The following is a 13,411-nucleotide window of genomic DNA, read 5'->3' as shown; positions in this document are numbered from 1 at the left end:
GAAATGACAATGCATTTCAGGGCAATTTTTTAACACCTTATATGTGAAGCAGTAATGTTTGAACAAATTGCTCTAAGCCATCTTGATCATCCTGAGAGAAGCGATTTACAGTAGGACTATCGATATCAAGTACACCAATAATCTCACCTTGCTTCATTAAGGGTATGACAATTTCAGATTGGGAGGCAGCATCGCAGGCGATATGTCCTGGGAAATCGTGTACATCTTTGACAACAATCGTTTCTTTTGTTGCCACTGCAGTTCCACAAACTCCACGGCCAACCGGAATTCTAACACAGGCAGGCAGACCTTGGAATGGTCCAAGTACAAGCTCATCATCTTGTAAGAGATAGAAGCCAACCCAGTTAATATTTGTTAAAAATTGATTAAGAATGGCAGAAGCATTGCTTAAATTTGCAATCTGATCTGTTTCGCCAGTTAGTAGTGCATCTAATTGCTTAGATAGTGTAAGATATTGGTCAGCAATAGATCCTTCATAATTAATTAGTGTAAACATATATGCACCTCGTTTAAAAGTTATTTAGATCGGTAATATAACATTATAATGTTGATGTAAATCAGCCACGCTATGGGCATCTGAACCAAATACATAAGGTAATTCAATAGCATGACAATAATTGATAAAGGCAAATGGTGGATAGGGCTCCTGACAAAATGGCTTACTTAAACCAGCACTATTTACATCTAATTCATAGCCATCTTGCTTCATAATGTCTAAAACCTGGTGAATTCGAGTGTCGTCATTTATTTTCTCATGATGTGCTAGCTGAAATTTATGAATAAGTGATGGGTGTCCAATCCGTTTTGGTTTATAGGGACCAAGATCTGCCTTTATAGATTGTAGGACTGTATCATAATATAAATGATATACCTGTTCAACAGAGCCAACTTTCTTAGAGAAATCAATAAAGCATTCGGGAGAGTAGTCGATACATTCAAAGGTGTCCTGCCACTGTAAAAAATGAACTGACAAGATGGCATCATCTAAAAAATGTCCATATGTATCAAGAAAATGACGAGTTTCTTGTTCAAATCCTTTGATATAATCCACTTCTAACCCAATACGAATGTGAATATCTTTCGCATATTGTTTTTGCAGGCATTGTAATTCTTCAATATATGGCATAAGATACCCGGCTTTCATCCCACTATCTTGCTGTGGTGTAGGATCAATAAAACCGTCTGGTAATGGGGCGTGTTCTGTAAACGTTATATCTGTGAAATTATGAGAAATTGCTTTTTCAATATATTGAATGAACGTGTCCGAACTGCCATGTGGACAATAAGGACTATGTATATGCCCATCACGTTTCAAAATGTACCACTCCTTTAGATCTATAGACCGCTATTTTAATATTTTACAATAGCAAAAATACAGTTTTCTGAAAATCACTTAAATTTTAGTACAAAAGGCGAAAACATAGTATATAATAAATACAACTAGCCAATTCGTTTATTGTAGAATAGGAGGCTTACGATGGAGTATATCATCATTCCGATAATCCTACTATTAATTTTAGCCATAGTAGGATTTATGATGCGAAGAAAACATGTTGCAATTATTGCAAAACTTGAAAATGAAAAATTACAAATACAACATAAACCTATAAATGAAGAAATTTCAAAAGTAAAATCTTTGAACATGAACGGTGAAACGGAAGAAATGTTTGAACGATGGCGCAATATTTGGGATGAAGTCATCGATGTACATATGACTAAAATCGATTCACTTTTATTTGATGCAGAAGATCAAATTAATCGACTTCGTTTTAAAAAAGCGACATTAATTGAACGTGAAATCGAAGACTATATCGAAAAATGTGACCAAGATAAAGATAAAATTTTAGAAGAATTAAATGAATTAATTGGCAGCGAAGAAAAAAATAGAATTGAAATTGAACAGTTAAAGGAATATTACCGTTCTGCGAGAAAAACATTGCTAGCACACCAGCATTCCTTCGGTGTAGCATTACCTGCACTGGAGAAAAAGCTAGAGGAATTTGTTGAGAAGTTTGAAAAATTTGATGTTCTGACGAATGAAGGTAATTACTTGCAAGCAAGGGAAATTGTAATTAGCCTAAATCAGGAATCACAGCAGACATTCGAATATATAAATGATGTCCCAACGATTTTGACGGAATTACAAGTTAAGCTCCCAGGAGCAGTTCAGGAATTGCGTAATGGTCAACGGGAAATGGAAGACCAATCTTACTATCTGCAGCATTTAGAATTAGCGGAAGCATTAAATAAATATGAAAAAGAATTTACTTCGTTAAAAAATGACCTAGCAGAGCTAAATTTAATGGTTGTTAAACCTCGTGTAACAGAAATAAATGAAGAAATCGATCATTTTTATGATTTACTGGAAAAAGAGGTTATTGCCAAAAATTATGTGGATCAAAATTGTGATCGTTTATTAAGCTCAATCACAAACGTTATAACGTCTACAAAATCAGTGAGTGATGAGGCAACCTATGTACAACAAAGCTATCACTTAAACGAAAAGGATGCTGAAATTCCAAAAGCTGCATTAAAGCAATTGGAAGCACTGCAACGTCGTTATGATTTATTATCCATGCGTGTCAAAGAAGAAAAGTCTGCGTATTCAAGCTTGCAAGAGGAATTAATAGAAATAAGTGAAGAGCTTGAACGAATCCATGAAGAGCAAGGTCATCTGTCTAATACAATGAAGAAACTTCGTATTGATGAAAATAAGGCCCGTGCTCAAGTCGAAAACTTAAAGAAAATATTACAAGATACAGATCGTCTCCTAAATAAGGCGAATATTCCAGGAGTCCCAGAGGAGATGGACGCACGACTTGATGAAGCGGCAGAGCATATATATGTAGTTATGCAAAGTCTGCAGGAAGTTCCGCTTAATATGGGAACGGTTCATAATAATTTAAATGCTGCGACACTTTGTGTAGAGGATGTTAAAGCAAAAGCTCATGAATTAATAGAGAATGTAATGCTTATTGAACGCATTATTCAGTATGGCAATCGTCATCGTGCATCTAATCCGACATTAAATGCACGTTTAAAAGAGGCTGAGGAAGCATTCCATCAATTCCGTTATTCCAAAGCATTAGAGGAAGCAGGGACAGCAGTGGAAGAAATGGAGCCAGGTGCATTAAAGCGCATCCAAGAAATGGTTGCAGAACAGTCTATGGCAAAAAATTAAAACTACATTTGTGCTGTCTAAAAAGTATAGCAATTACTTTTTAGACAGCTTTCTTTTTAAATTTTGTAAAGGATGTGATACGAGTGGAACTATTAATTCGAAATATGAACGAAAAGTATGCTCAGGAAATTATATGTTGGCAATACGAAGAGCCCTATGATTTTTATAATAATGAATTATCCGAGGAATCCTTGCGGGAATTTCTTGACAATCCTTACTTCGCCATTATGAATGAACAAGAGGAGTTAATCGGTTTTTATTGCACGGGGTCAGCTGCCCAAGTGCCAAAAGGACATGATTTTAACGCTTATTCAGAAGAGTATATAGATATTGGTATTGGCATGAAGCCAACGCTAACAGGAAAAGGTTTTGGTACAAAATTCTTTTCATTCATCATCAAGAATATCCAGCAAGAATACGCTACGCCACTTCGTTTAACAGTTGCCCAATTCAATAAGCGAGCGATATTCCTTTATGAAAAATTAGGATTTGTGAAAGAGCTTGAATTTAGTACGCCAACGGAATTTATTACGATGTTAAAAAAATTGTAAGAGCGATCCTTTCTAATGATTAAAATATGAATTATCGTTAAAGTTAGTGGTCAATCTCCACAGATTGCGTTATGATAAAAACCGTTACATCAACGTTTTGAAAGTGTGTGAAAATATAATGAACGAGACAATTTATTTGGATAATAGTGCCACAACAAAACCATTAAAAGAAGTTCTACAGGCGTTTATGGTTGTGAATGAGCAGTATTATGCCAATCCTGCATCTATCCATGCGATGGGTGTTGAAGCAAATGATTTATTAATGCGTGCACGTGAGCAAGTAGCAGATATTTTGCAAACAGAAGCAAAAAATGTGCTATTTACTTCAGGTGGTACGGAATCGAATAATGCGGCGATTTTTGGAATAGCACGTAGCAATACACATATAGGAAAGCATATTTTAACGACTGAAATAGAACATCCTTCAGTTTTAGAGACTGTTAAACAGCTCTCAAAAGAGGGCTTTGAAGTGGAATATTTAAATGTTGATCAGCGTGGTGTTATTTCGTTGGATGAACTTCGTGCAAAAATACGAAAAGATACAATTTTAGTAAGTATGATGCATGTAAACAATGAAATGGGTGCGATTCAACCGATAGAGGAAGCTGCTAAATTAATCCATGAAATGAGTCGGGCAGCCTTACATGTGGATGCTGTACAAAGCTTTGGAAAATTGGCTGTATCCTTTAAGGGTGAAGAGGGACCGGATTGTATTTCAATCTCAGGTCATAAAATTCATGGCTTTAAAGGCTCTGGTGTATTAGCATTCCGTAAAGCGATAAGATGGCAGCCATATGCACTTGGTGGCGGCCAAGAATTTGGATTGCGTAGTGGGACTGTTGCTGTTCCACAAGCTGTCGCTTTATCTAAGGCAGCTCGGATGGCGGTTGAAACCATGAATGACCATGCAAAAAATTATCGTCAATGGCATGATGAAATACTTGCACAGTTACACGAATATGGAGAAGCTATTCATATTTTATCGACTCCGCAGGGAGCGTCACATATTATATCTTTCAGTGTTCGCGATTTAAAAGGAGAAGTCATCATTAATGCGATGCAAAAACGAGGCGTTATTGTATCTACATCCAGTGCTTGTTCTTCGAAGCAAACTAAAACAAGTCATGTTGTTGAAGCATTGCATCTAGATGAGCATTATAAAAAAGGTGTTATCCGTATTAGTTTTGGTGCACATAACACGGTCGAAGATATTGAAAAGTTTAAACAAGTATTAGCAGAAGTAATGCTAGAGCTTAAAGGAGAAATAAAGTAATGATTTGGAAAGAAATTTTAATTAGATATGGCGAACTTTCTACAAAAGGTCGCAACAAGATGGATTTTATCCGCCGTTTACGTGAAAATATCCGTCATGCATTTGCTGATTTAGGACATCTCCATATTCGTACAGAACGTGATCGAATGTTTATTGCGATAGAGAATGAAGAACAAATGCAAACACTAGTAACAGGTTTGCCTAAAATTTTTGGTATTCAATCATTTAGTCCGGTTGCAGCATGTGAAAAAGATATGGAAAGTATGAAAAAACTGGCGATTACGATAATGGAGACATTTAAAGAAAAGCCATATACATTTAAAGTGGAAGTGAAACGTACCGATAAAACCTTCCCATTAGAATCACACGCGATTCAACGGGAGATTGGTGGATATGTTTTACCTCAATTTAATAATTTATCTGTTAAAGTGAAGCGACCTGATATTGAGTTACGTGTAGAAGTCCGCCATGATGCAACCTATATGATGGCACAAGTCATTCCAGGTGCAGGCGGAATGCCTGTAGGATCAAACGGGAAGTCATTGTTAATGCTTTCAGGTGGTATTGATAGTCCAGTTGCAGGTTATTTAATGATGAAACGCGGAGTCCGTTTAGAAGCCATTCACTTTTTTAGTCCGCCCTATACAAGCGAAAATTCATTGGAAAAAGTAAAAGTGCTTGCAAATGAGTTAACGAAATTTGGAGCTAATATACGATTACATGTTATTCCTTTTACTGAAATACAAGTTCTGATTAAAGAAAAAGTACCTTCTAATGTATCAATGACAACAACTCGGCGTATGATGTTAAAAGTTGCAGATCAAGTGCGAGAAGAAATCGGTGCTCTTGCGATTGTCACAGGAGAAAGTCTTGGACAAGTAGCAAGTCAAACACTTGAAAGCTTAACAGCAATAAATGCAGTAACGAATACACCTATTTTACGACCGTTAATTTCATCAGATAAATTAGAAATCATTGAGTTAGCTGAACAAATCGGCACATATGAAACATCTATTCAGCCTTTTGAGGACTGCTGTACAATCTTTACGCCTGCTAGTCCTAAAACAAAGCCTAAGCTCGAAAAGGTTGAGCATTACGAAAGCTTTTCTGATTTTGATGAACTGATAGCACGCGCGGTCAAAAATCGTGAGGTCTATATTTTCCCTAAGAAAGAAGAAGAGCAAAAGCAAGATAAGTTTGCTGATCTTTTATAAATCAAAATTTCAAAAGCCGTCTCAAATAGCTTATTTGAGACGGCTTTTTTGTATAGTTCGCCGAATGCCAATAGAGGTACATTTTACCTTTATTTTTTTTGTATTAAAAATCTAATAACGCACATTCTATATTCACAAGGAGGTGAGAAACATGGCTTCAAACAACAACCGCAGTTCAAACCAGCTTGCAGTACCTGGTGTACAACAAGCACTTGATCAAATGAAATACGAAATTGCACAAGAATTTGGTGTTCAATTAGGGGCTGACGCTTCAGCTCGTGCTAACGGTTCCGTTGGTGGTGAAATCACTAAACGTCTTGTACAAATGGCAGAATCTCAATTAAAAGGTATGCCAAACAACAACAACTAATAAATGCTAACTAAGCATTTATAAACTCAAAACCAGTGACCGTAAAAGGCACTGGTTTTAGTTTGTTTATCAATCATTTTTTTATGCGAGATAAAGACTTAAACATGGATACTGTTTGTTCAATATCCTTACTGTCACAGATAGCAGAAATAACAGCAACTCCGTCAGCACCAGCTTGCAAAACAACATTAGCGTTTGTCCAATTTATTCCACCTATGGCTACAATGGGAAAGTTAGGCTGCAATTTGGAAGCTTGCTGTAAAAAAATTGTGCCACATGGTGGTTGTGCATCACTTTTAGATGTTGTGGCAAAAATAGGTCCAATTCCTACATAGTCCGCATGATGGTCAATAGCCGTTTGTAGCTCTTCCTGTGAATGTACAGAAACGCCAAGGAGCCGGTTTGCCATTTTTTTACGTGCAATGGCAATCTGTTCATCATCTTGGCCAATATGAACACCATCTGCACCAAGTCGAACTGCTAGATCCACATCATCGTTAATGATAAACGGCACACGGTAATGTTGACATCGTTTTTGGCATTGGCGGGCAAATTGCTCATAAGCTAATCCTGTTAATGCATTAGGACCCTTTTCACGTAATTGAAACATAGTAATGCCAGCCCGCAGCCCTTGTTCGAGTACAGCTAAAGGTTCCTGTTGGGAAACATTGCTTGTACCCATAATAAAATAAAGCTGTAAATCTTCACGTTTCAAGTAATTTCACCTCGCAGGCACCTTTATGCAACTGATAAGCAAAATGATTTGTGGGCCCATGACCATTACCAATGTCTAAATCGTGCATAATGGCTAATTGTATAAATTTTTTAGCTTCGATAATAGCTTTTTCAATGGACAAACCTTGACCAAGGAAAGCCGTGATAGCTGCTGAAAATGTACAACCTGTACCATGTGTGTTTTCCGTCGAAATACGAGGAGACTGCATGGAAAATGATTTGTCATTTTTTATAAATACATAATCAATTGCATATAACGAATTGGGTAGATGCCCACCTTTAATGATGACACATTGAACACCTAGTTGGAAAAAGCATTGAGCAATTTCCTCCATATCCGAGAAATGATTTATTTTTCTTCCCGTAAGTGCCTCTGCTTCTGGTATATTTGGTGTCACAATTGTAGCAAGAGGAAGTAAAGACATGCGCATGGCCTCGATAGCCTCTTGCTGCAGTAAGCTTTCTCCACCTTTTGCAATCATAACGGGATCAACAATTAGTGGGATTTTTAAATCGTCAATAATGTGTGCAATACCTTGAATAATTTCCGAGGAATAAAGCATCCCTGTTTTAATCGCAGCAATCGAAAAATCTTCAAGTAATGCATGAAATTGTTTTTCAACAAAGTCAACGTCAATTGGGAAAACCCCTGTTACACCAATTGTGTTTTGAGCAGTTAATGCTGTAATAACGGAGGTGCCAAAAACCCCTAATTCCTGAAATGTTTTTAAATCAGCCTGAATGCCAGCGCCACCGCCACTATCCGAGCCTGCAATTGTCGTTACAATATGCATGATGCCTCACCCTCCTTTGAAAGACGATGTAAGGCATTAAGCAAAGCAATTTGAATATCCCCGATATCCTCTGTAAATGCGGATGCTAACTCAGCTGCTTTTTTATAGTATGTCAGTGTTTCCGCTAATTGGCTATACGGATCATCTCCTGAAGAGAAGGCTGCTCCACATATAGCGCTAAGTAAACAGCCTGTACCCGTTACTTCAGTCATTTGTGAATTTCCACCTGTAATCCATTGGCTCTGCACACCGTCTGTCATAAAATCATGTTTGCCTGTAACAATGACTATACAGTTGTAGCGTTGAGCCAATAGTGTAGCCTCAGTCTCTATGGCAATAAATCCCTCACCACTATCAACACCTTTTTGTTGCCATTCTACATTGGCTAATGCCGCAAGCTCACCCTTGTTACAGCGTATGACTGCAAATTGTATAGCTGAAAGTAATAGGTGTACGGTTTCCTTGCGATAAACTGTGGCACCTGCGCCAACCGGATCTAATATAACAGGAATGGCAAGGGTATTTGCTTTTTTTCCTGCTAACAGCATTGATTCTTTTGTTCGGTCATTTAGTGTACCAATATTGATTAAAAGAGCGTCTGCAATGGCGACCATTTCCTCCACCTCATGGCTATCATCAGCCATGACAGGAGAGGCACCTAATGCCAATAGACCATTGGCTTGGAAATTAGCCACGACATAATTAGTTATACAGTGAATAAGCGGTTGTTGTTGACGAATTGTTTGAAAAATCATTTTAGTCCTCCTTTATTGGTGGACGTAAGCATGCAAAAAAGGCCCTTTTTACGTAAAAATGCACGAAAAAGAGCCTTTCATCTGAAAAAACGATGTTCATTGCTCCCTACGTCAGTATTAACTAACAGGTTCAAAGGGTCAGGTTTTACCTTCTCAACTCTTTATGAGTCCCCCTGCAATCTTGCTTATAGTTGACCAAAATGTACCATACTTTTCATATGTATTCAATAGCAAGTTTTCCTATCGACAAAACGTGACTGATGCCATATAGCTAAGCATGATAGTTGTCATGACTTTACTTAAATCAAGTGTAAACCATTGAAAATACTAGAAAAGGAGTATAATGTGTCTTAACAAAAGGGGGCATTTGCCATGAATAGACAAGAATTAGTAGCACCAGAATGGTATAACATAACAGATGAATTTGAAAAATATGCAAAGGATTCAACTAAAAATGCATTGATTATTTATCATGAGCATTCTGATGTACAATTTATCACCTACGCACATTTACTTGAAAGAGCGAATCAGGCGGCACATGTCTTTACAAAAAGTGGATTAACTAAAGGTGATGTCATTTTAGTGATGGTACCACGCTCAGTAGAAGCATACATTGTCTATATTGCTGCATTAAAAGCGGGTTTAATAATCATTCCAAGCTCTGAAATGCTAAGAACAAAAGATATTGAGTATCGTATTCATCATGCTGATGCTAAAGCTGTTGTAGCCTTTGAGCCTTATATTGAGCAATTTGATCAAGTAGGGAATTTACAAAATATACAGCAATTTGTTATCGGTAATGCACATGAACCATGGCAGCCGTTAGTAGACAAAATGCGAAAGCAACCAACAACTTACATAAGTTCTACACCAACAAAAAGTACAGACCATGCCTTTTTAGCTTACACAAGTGGCACAACAGGTAACCCGAAAGCTGCTGTGCATACTCATAGCTGGGGCTATGCACATTTACGGACAACAGCCCCACACTGGCTAGGAGTACAAGAAAATGATATTGTATGGGCAACTTCAGCACCAGGATGGCAAAAATGGATTTGGAGTCCGTTTCTCGCGATTTTAGGCAGCGGTGCCACTGCATTTGTTTATAAAGGAAAGTTTGATGCAGCAACATATTTAGCATTGCTTGAAAAATTTAAGATGAATGTCTTATGTTGCACACCGACAGAATATCGTTTTATGGCAGCACTTGAAAATTTACAGGAGTATGACATCAGTTCAATTCGACAAGCTGTTTCAGCAGGTGAGCCATTGAACAGTGATGTCATTAAAAAATTCTCAGACACTTTCCATCTACAAGTGCGAGATGGTTATGGTCAGACTGAGAATACACTTCTTGTAGGGACTATGGTTGGTATGGACGCAAGAGTTGGTTCGATGGGTAAACCTACGCCAGGCAATACGGTTGACATTATAGACGATTTTGGCGAGCCAGTTGCTATAGGAGAAGTAGGTGATATTGCTGTTCATCGAGAAACACCTGCACTTTTTAAAAAATATTTAAATGATCCTGAACGTACTAATTTACAATTCCGTGGTGATTGGTATATAACAGGGGATCGAGCTTATAAAGATGCGGACGGCTATTTTTGGTTTGAAGGCCGCGGAGATGATGTTATTATTTCCTCAGGTTACACAATTGGACCTTTTGAAGTAGAGGATGCGCTGATGAAGCATCCGACTGTGAAAGAGGTTGCTGTCATTGCAAGTCCCGATAAAGTTCGCGGGAACATCGTTAAAGCATTCATTATCCTTCATAATGGTGCTAATGGTAATCAAGAGCTTATTCAATGCCTTCAAAATCATGTCAAATCATTAACGGCACCTTATAAATACCCACGTGCTATTGAATTTGTTACTGAGTTACCCAAAACTGCATCTGGTAAAATTAGACGTGTTGAATTAAGACAACAAGAATTAAAACATCTTGTACAATAATCATTTCCTAGGAAATAATGTCGAAAATCAAAGTTCATGCAAAGAAATGAACTTTGATTTTTTTTTTATTTTTAGGTAAGGTATTATGAGGAAATAAATAGAATAAAACTTTTTGCATATTATTGCAAAAAAATGAAACAAATGAGCAAGTCATACGTATTACGAGTTAAGGAGGCGGAAAGACATGAATGTTAAAAGGTGGGTTGCATTAATAGTGGCTGGTGTTCTTTTACTGTTTTCATTAGGGATTAATACCATTTTTGCACTATTTAAAGCAGATTTCCTAGGTAATTTTGACAGTTTAATGGCAGGAAATAACCTAGATGTATATGAAAATGTAATTGAAGGAGATAATTATGATAAAAGGATTGCCTATTTAAAGGTAGATGGAACAATCCAAGATATTGGATCAAGTTCACTATGGCAACCTGTTGCATATGATCATCAATTTTTCTTAGATCAATTGGATAATATTTTGTACGATGATACGATTCAAGGAATTGTTTTAAGTGTTAACTCTCCGGGTGGAGGGGTAAAAGAATCTGCTGAAATTTATAAAAAGCTATTAAAAATTAAAGAAGAACGACAAATTCCAATTTATGTATCGATGGATTCGATGGCAGCATCTGGTGGCTATTATATTTCAGCTCCAGCAGATAAAATATTTGCCCATCGGGATACAATTACAGGCTCGATTGGTGTAATCATGCAATCTATTAATTATCAAGCATTGGCTGAAAAAGTAGGTGTCAAATTCGAAACGTTTAAATCTGGCGAGCATAAGGATATGCTAAGTCCAATGCGTGATGTGACACCAGAGGAACGAGCGATGATGCAGGATATGATTAATGAAACATACGAAGAATTTGTAGATATCGTTGAACAAGGACGTAATATGTCAGAAGCTGATGTGAAGAAAGTGGCGGATGGACGTATCCTTGGCGGTACAAAAGCACTTGAAGCCGGTTTAGTTGATGAAATTGGCGACGAAGAAGCTGCCATTGCAGCCTTACGCGCAGATTTTGGACTAGAAGATGCTGCATTATTTGAATATGCCTATGATATGGGCGGATGGCAATCTTATGTTGGAATGAAAATTGGCTCTATGTTCGGTCCTTCTGCAGAGGAAAAAATGCTAATGAAAATTATGACGGATTACAATGCACCGAAAATGATGTATTTATACGGTGAATATTAAGGAGGGAGTTCAATGACAAACAATGAAGTTGTTATGCAAGGTTCACCCTCAATGGAAAATGGCTTTTTTAACAATGGCACGGAAGATTCAACAAGTCAAAAAAACTACACATTAAAAACGGCAGGCTTTTGGATCAGATTGTGGGCATTTTTATTGGATGGATTTATTGTATCTGCTGTAGTTGGCATACTCATTAACCCTATCTTTTATTTAATGGACTGGTCCTTATCAGAATCAGTTTGGTATGCTCCAATCTCCATTATATCGGCGATTCTTTATTACAGTTATTTTGTCCTTATGACGAAATTCTTTGGTCAAACGCTAGGGAAGATGGTATTTGGGTTACGTGTAATTTCATTAAAGCATGATAACCTTACTTGGTCAGATGTGTTATTCCGTGAATGGATTGGGCGTATTATTAATAATATTGTGATGCCTCTCTATATTTTGGTAGTTATTTTGCCAGACAATCAAGGGTTGCATGACTATTTTGCCGATACAACAGTGGTGCATGAGAAAGTCTATATTGAAAAGAACTTGGCGCCACTTGCTATAGAGAAAAAGGAAGAGCTTATAGTGTCTATTGAACAAGAGGGAAAACCTGAGCTAGAAAAACTAGAAGAAAAAAATGAACAATAAACAAGAGACTGTCTCAAATGAAGAGACAGTCTTTTCTATTACTAGCTAACACTTAGAATAAAGTAAGCTATCTTAGTTGCAATTAATTCCCTTCATTTAGTAATATTATGTACATATGAAGATTAGGAGGCGTTTATATGGCACAAGTAACATTTAAAAATGGTCCAGTGACACTAGTAGGTAATGAAGTAAAGGTGGGCGATTCTGCACCAGATTTTACAGTATTAGCGAATGACCTTTCACCTGTAACATTAAAAGATTCCGAGGGGAAAATTCGTTTATTTAGTGTAGTACCATCATTAGATACTGGTGTATGTGATGCGCAAACACGTCGTTTCAATGAAGAAGCAGCTAACTTAGGCGATAATGTAGTGATTTATACAGTATCTGTAGATCTTCCATTCGCTCAAAAACGTTGGTGTGGGGCAGCAGGTATTGATGCCGTTCAAACGGTTTCTGATCACCGCGACCTTTCATTTGGTGAGGCTTATGGCGTGTACATTCAAGAATTACGTCTTCTGACACGTGCAGTATTTGTTGTGGATGCAAACAATAAAGTAACATATGTTGAGTATGTACCTGAGGCAACAGACCATCCAAACTATGAAGCGGCTATTGAAGCTGTTAAAGCACTAGCATAATGGCCTGCTTTTAGGCTAAGATAATACTAGACAAAGGGGCTGTGACGAGTGTTTGTCACGGCTCTTTTCTGCTTGAAAGGAAG

The 13,411-nt window shown here is 37.3% G+C and carries 14 protein-coding genes and 1 riboswitch; of the genes, 9 read left to right on the top strand and 5 right to left on the bottom strand.

Translation table 11 applies throughout. The features are described from left to right. Positions 1-37: 37 nt before the first annotated feature. Positions 38-517 (bottom strand): GAF domain-containing protein, encoded by a 480-nt coding sequence (locus tag MKY80_RS17230; protein ID WP_342530422.1) that lies wholly within the window; start codon positions 515-517, stop codon positions 38-40. A 24-nt stretch (positions 518-541) separates the two neighbouring features. Next, positions 542-1,336 carry a histidinol-phosphatase HisJ gene (hisJ, locus tag MKY80_RS17225; RefSeq protein ID WP_089985679.1) on the bottom strand — a complete coding sequence of 265 codons (795 nt, stop codon included), beginning with the start codon at positions 1,334-1,336 and terminating at the stop codon, positions 542-544. 162 nt (positions 1,337-1,498) lie between these two features. Here hisJ and ezrA point away from each other — a divergent pair, with 162 nt between their 5' ends. The 5 genes from ezrA to MKY80_RS17200 all read left to right on the top strand — a co-directional run bounded on the left by ezrA (position 1,499) and on the right by MKY80_RS17200 (position 6,610). Next, the gene (gene ezrA / locus MKY80_RS17220) at positions 1,499-3,202 is read left to right on the top strand and encodes a septation ring formation regulator EzrA (protein ID WP_008176795.1); all 1,704 of its coding nucleotides are present in this window, start codon (positions 1,499-1,501) and stop codon (positions 3,200-3,202) included. 83 nt (positions 3,203-3,285) lie between these two features. After that, positions 3,286-3,753 carry a GNAT family N-acetyltransferase gene (locus MKY80_RS17215; RefSeq protein ID WP_043990211.1) on the top strand — a complete coding sequence of 156 codons (468 nt, stop codon included), beginning with the start codon at positions 3,286-3,288 and terminating at the stop codon, positions 3,751-3,753. Between the two features lie 118 nt (positions 3,754-3,871). Continuing rightward, a complete protein-coding gene (locus MKY80_RS17210; RefSeq protein WP_008176799.1) occupies positions 3,872-5,026 on the top strand; it encodes a cysteine desulfurase family protein in 1,155 nt (384 codons plus the stop codon). Continuing rightward, a complete protein-coding gene (gene thiI / locus MKY80_RS17205; RefSeq protein WP_008176801.1) occupies positions 5,026-6,240 on the top strand; it encodes a tRNA uracil 4-sulfurtransferase ThiI in 1,215 nt (404 codons plus the stop codon). The genes MKY80_RS17210 and thiI overlap by 1 nt, the downstream gene beginning before the upstream one ends. Positions 6,241-6,391: 151 nt before the next feature. Next, the gene (locus MKY80_RS17200) at positions 6,392-6,610 is read left to right on the top strand and encodes an alpha/beta-type small acid-soluble spore protein (protein ID WP_008176803.1); all 219 of its coding nucleotides are present in this window, start codon (positions 6,392-6,394) and stop codon (positions 6,608-6,610) included. A 73-nt stretch (positions 6,611-6,683) separates the two neighbouring features. Here the strand turns inward: MKY80_RS17200 and thiE are convergent, their stop codons facing one another. Genes thiE through thiM form a run of 3 tightly spaced genes read right to left on the bottom strand, consistent with a single transcriptional unit; the run spans position 6,684 to position 8,894 of the window. Continuing rightward, complete coding sequence (thiE, locus tag MKY80_RS17195; RefSeq protein ID WP_342530415.1) at positions 6,684-7,325, bottom strand: thiamine phosphate synthase; 642 nt, start codon at positions 7,323-7,325, stop codon at positions 6,684-6,686. Continuing rightward, positions 7,315-8,139 carry a bifunctional hydroxymethylpyrimidine kinase/phosphomethylpyrimidine kinase gene (gene thiD, locus MKY80_RS17190; protein ID WP_107922394.1) on the bottom strand — a complete coding sequence of 275 codons (825 nt, stop codon included), beginning with the start codon at positions 8,137-8,139 and terminating at the stop codon, positions 7,315-7,317. The genes thiE and thiD overlap by 11 nt, the downstream gene beginning before the upstream one ends. After that, a complete protein-coding gene (gene thiM / locus MKY80_RS17185) occupies positions 8,127-8,894 on the bottom strand; it encodes a hydroxyethylthiazole kinase (protein WP_008176807.1) in 768 nt (255 codons plus the stop codon). Before thiM ends, thiD begins: the two co-directional genes overlap by 13 nt. An 86-nt stretch (positions 8,895-8,980) precedes the next feature. Continuing rightward, positions 8,981-9,079: riboswitch (TPP riboswitch) on the bottom strand. 187 nt (positions 9,080-9,266) lie between these two features. Here thiM and MKY80_RS17180 point away from each other — a divergent pair. The 4 genes from MKY80_RS17180 to tpx all read left to right on the top strand — a co-directional run bounded on the left by MKY80_RS17180 (position 9,267) and on the right by tpx (position 13,328). Beyond that, on the top strand, positions 9,267-10,850 hold the full coding sequence (locus MKY80_RS17180) for an acyl--CoA ligase (RefSeq protein WP_342530412.1): 1,584 nt from the start codon (positions 9,267-9,269) through the stop codon (positions 10,848-10,850). A gap of 184 nt (positions 10,851-11,034) precedes the next feature. Continuing rightward, positions 11,035-12,048, top strand: a complete 1,014-nt coding sequence (gene sppA, locus MKY80_RS17175) for a signal peptide peptidase SppA (protein WP_008176810.1) — start codon at positions 11,035-11,037, stop codon at positions 12,046-12,048. Between the two features lie 12 nt (positions 12,049-12,060). Next, the gene (locus tag MKY80_RS17170) at positions 12,061-12,687 is read left to right on the top strand and encodes an RDD family protein (RefSeq protein WP_008176812.1); all 627 of its coding nucleotides are present in this window, start codon (positions 12,061-12,063) and stop codon (positions 12,685-12,687) included. Between the two features lie 137 nt (positions 12,688-12,824). Continuing rightward, positions 12,825-13,328, top strand: coding sequence for a thiol peroxidase (gene tpx, locus MKY80_RS17165; protein ID WP_036119564.1), 504 nt, complete (start codon positions 12,825-12,827; stop codon positions 13,326-13,328). Positions 13,329-13,411 lie beyond the last annotated feature (83 nt).

Origin of the sequence: Lysinibacillus sp. FSL R5-0849 (assembly GCF_038595075.1) — a bacterium.
Classification (GTDB): domain Bacteria; phylum Bacillota; class Bacilli; order Bacillales_A; family Planococcaceae; genus Lysinibacillus; species Lysinibacillus fusiformis.
This window is presented reverse-complemented; position numbering and strand designations above follow the sequence as displayed.

Coding starts and splice junctions, on each gene's coding strand:
- MKY80_RS17230 (WP_342530422.1), bottom strand. CDS start 517: ATGTTTACACTAATTAATTATGAAGGATCTATTGCTGACCAATATCTT.
- ezrA (WP_008176795.1), top strand. CDS start 1,499: ATGGAGTATATCATCATTCCGATAATCCTACTATTAATTTTAGCCATA.
- MKY80_RS17210 (WP_008176799.1), top strand. CDS start 3,872: ATGAACGAGACAATTTATTTGGATAATAGTGCCACAACAAAACCATTA.
- thiI (WP_008176801.1), top strand. CDS start 5,026: ATGATTTGGAAAGAAATTTTAATTAGATATGGCGAACTTTCTACAAAA.
- MKY80_RS17200 (WP_008176803.1), top strand. CDS start 6,392: ATGGCTTCAAACAACAACCGCAGTTCAAACCAGCTTGCAGTACCTGGT.
- thiD (WP_107922394.1), bottom strand. CDS start 8,139: ATGCATATTGTAACGACAATTGCAGGCTCGGATAGTGGCGGTGGCGCT.
- thiM (WP_008176807.1), bottom strand. CDS start 8,894: ATGATTTTTCAAACAATTCGTCAACAACAACCGCTTATTCACTGTATA.
- MKY80_RS17180 (WP_342530412.1), top strand. CDS start 9,267: ATGAATAGACAAGAATTAGTAGCACCAGAATGGTATAACATAACAGAT.
- sppA (WP_008176810.1), top strand. CDS start 11,035: ATGAATGTTAAAAGGTGGGTTGCATTAATAGTGGCTGGTGTTCTTTTA.
- MKY80_RS17170 (WP_008176812.1), top strand. CDS start 12,061: ATGACAAACAATGAAGTTGTTATGCAAGGTTCACCCTCAATGGAAAAT.
- tpx (WP_036119564.1), top strand. CDS start 12,825: ATGGCACAAGTAACATTTAAAAATGGTCCAGTGACACTAGTAGGTAAT.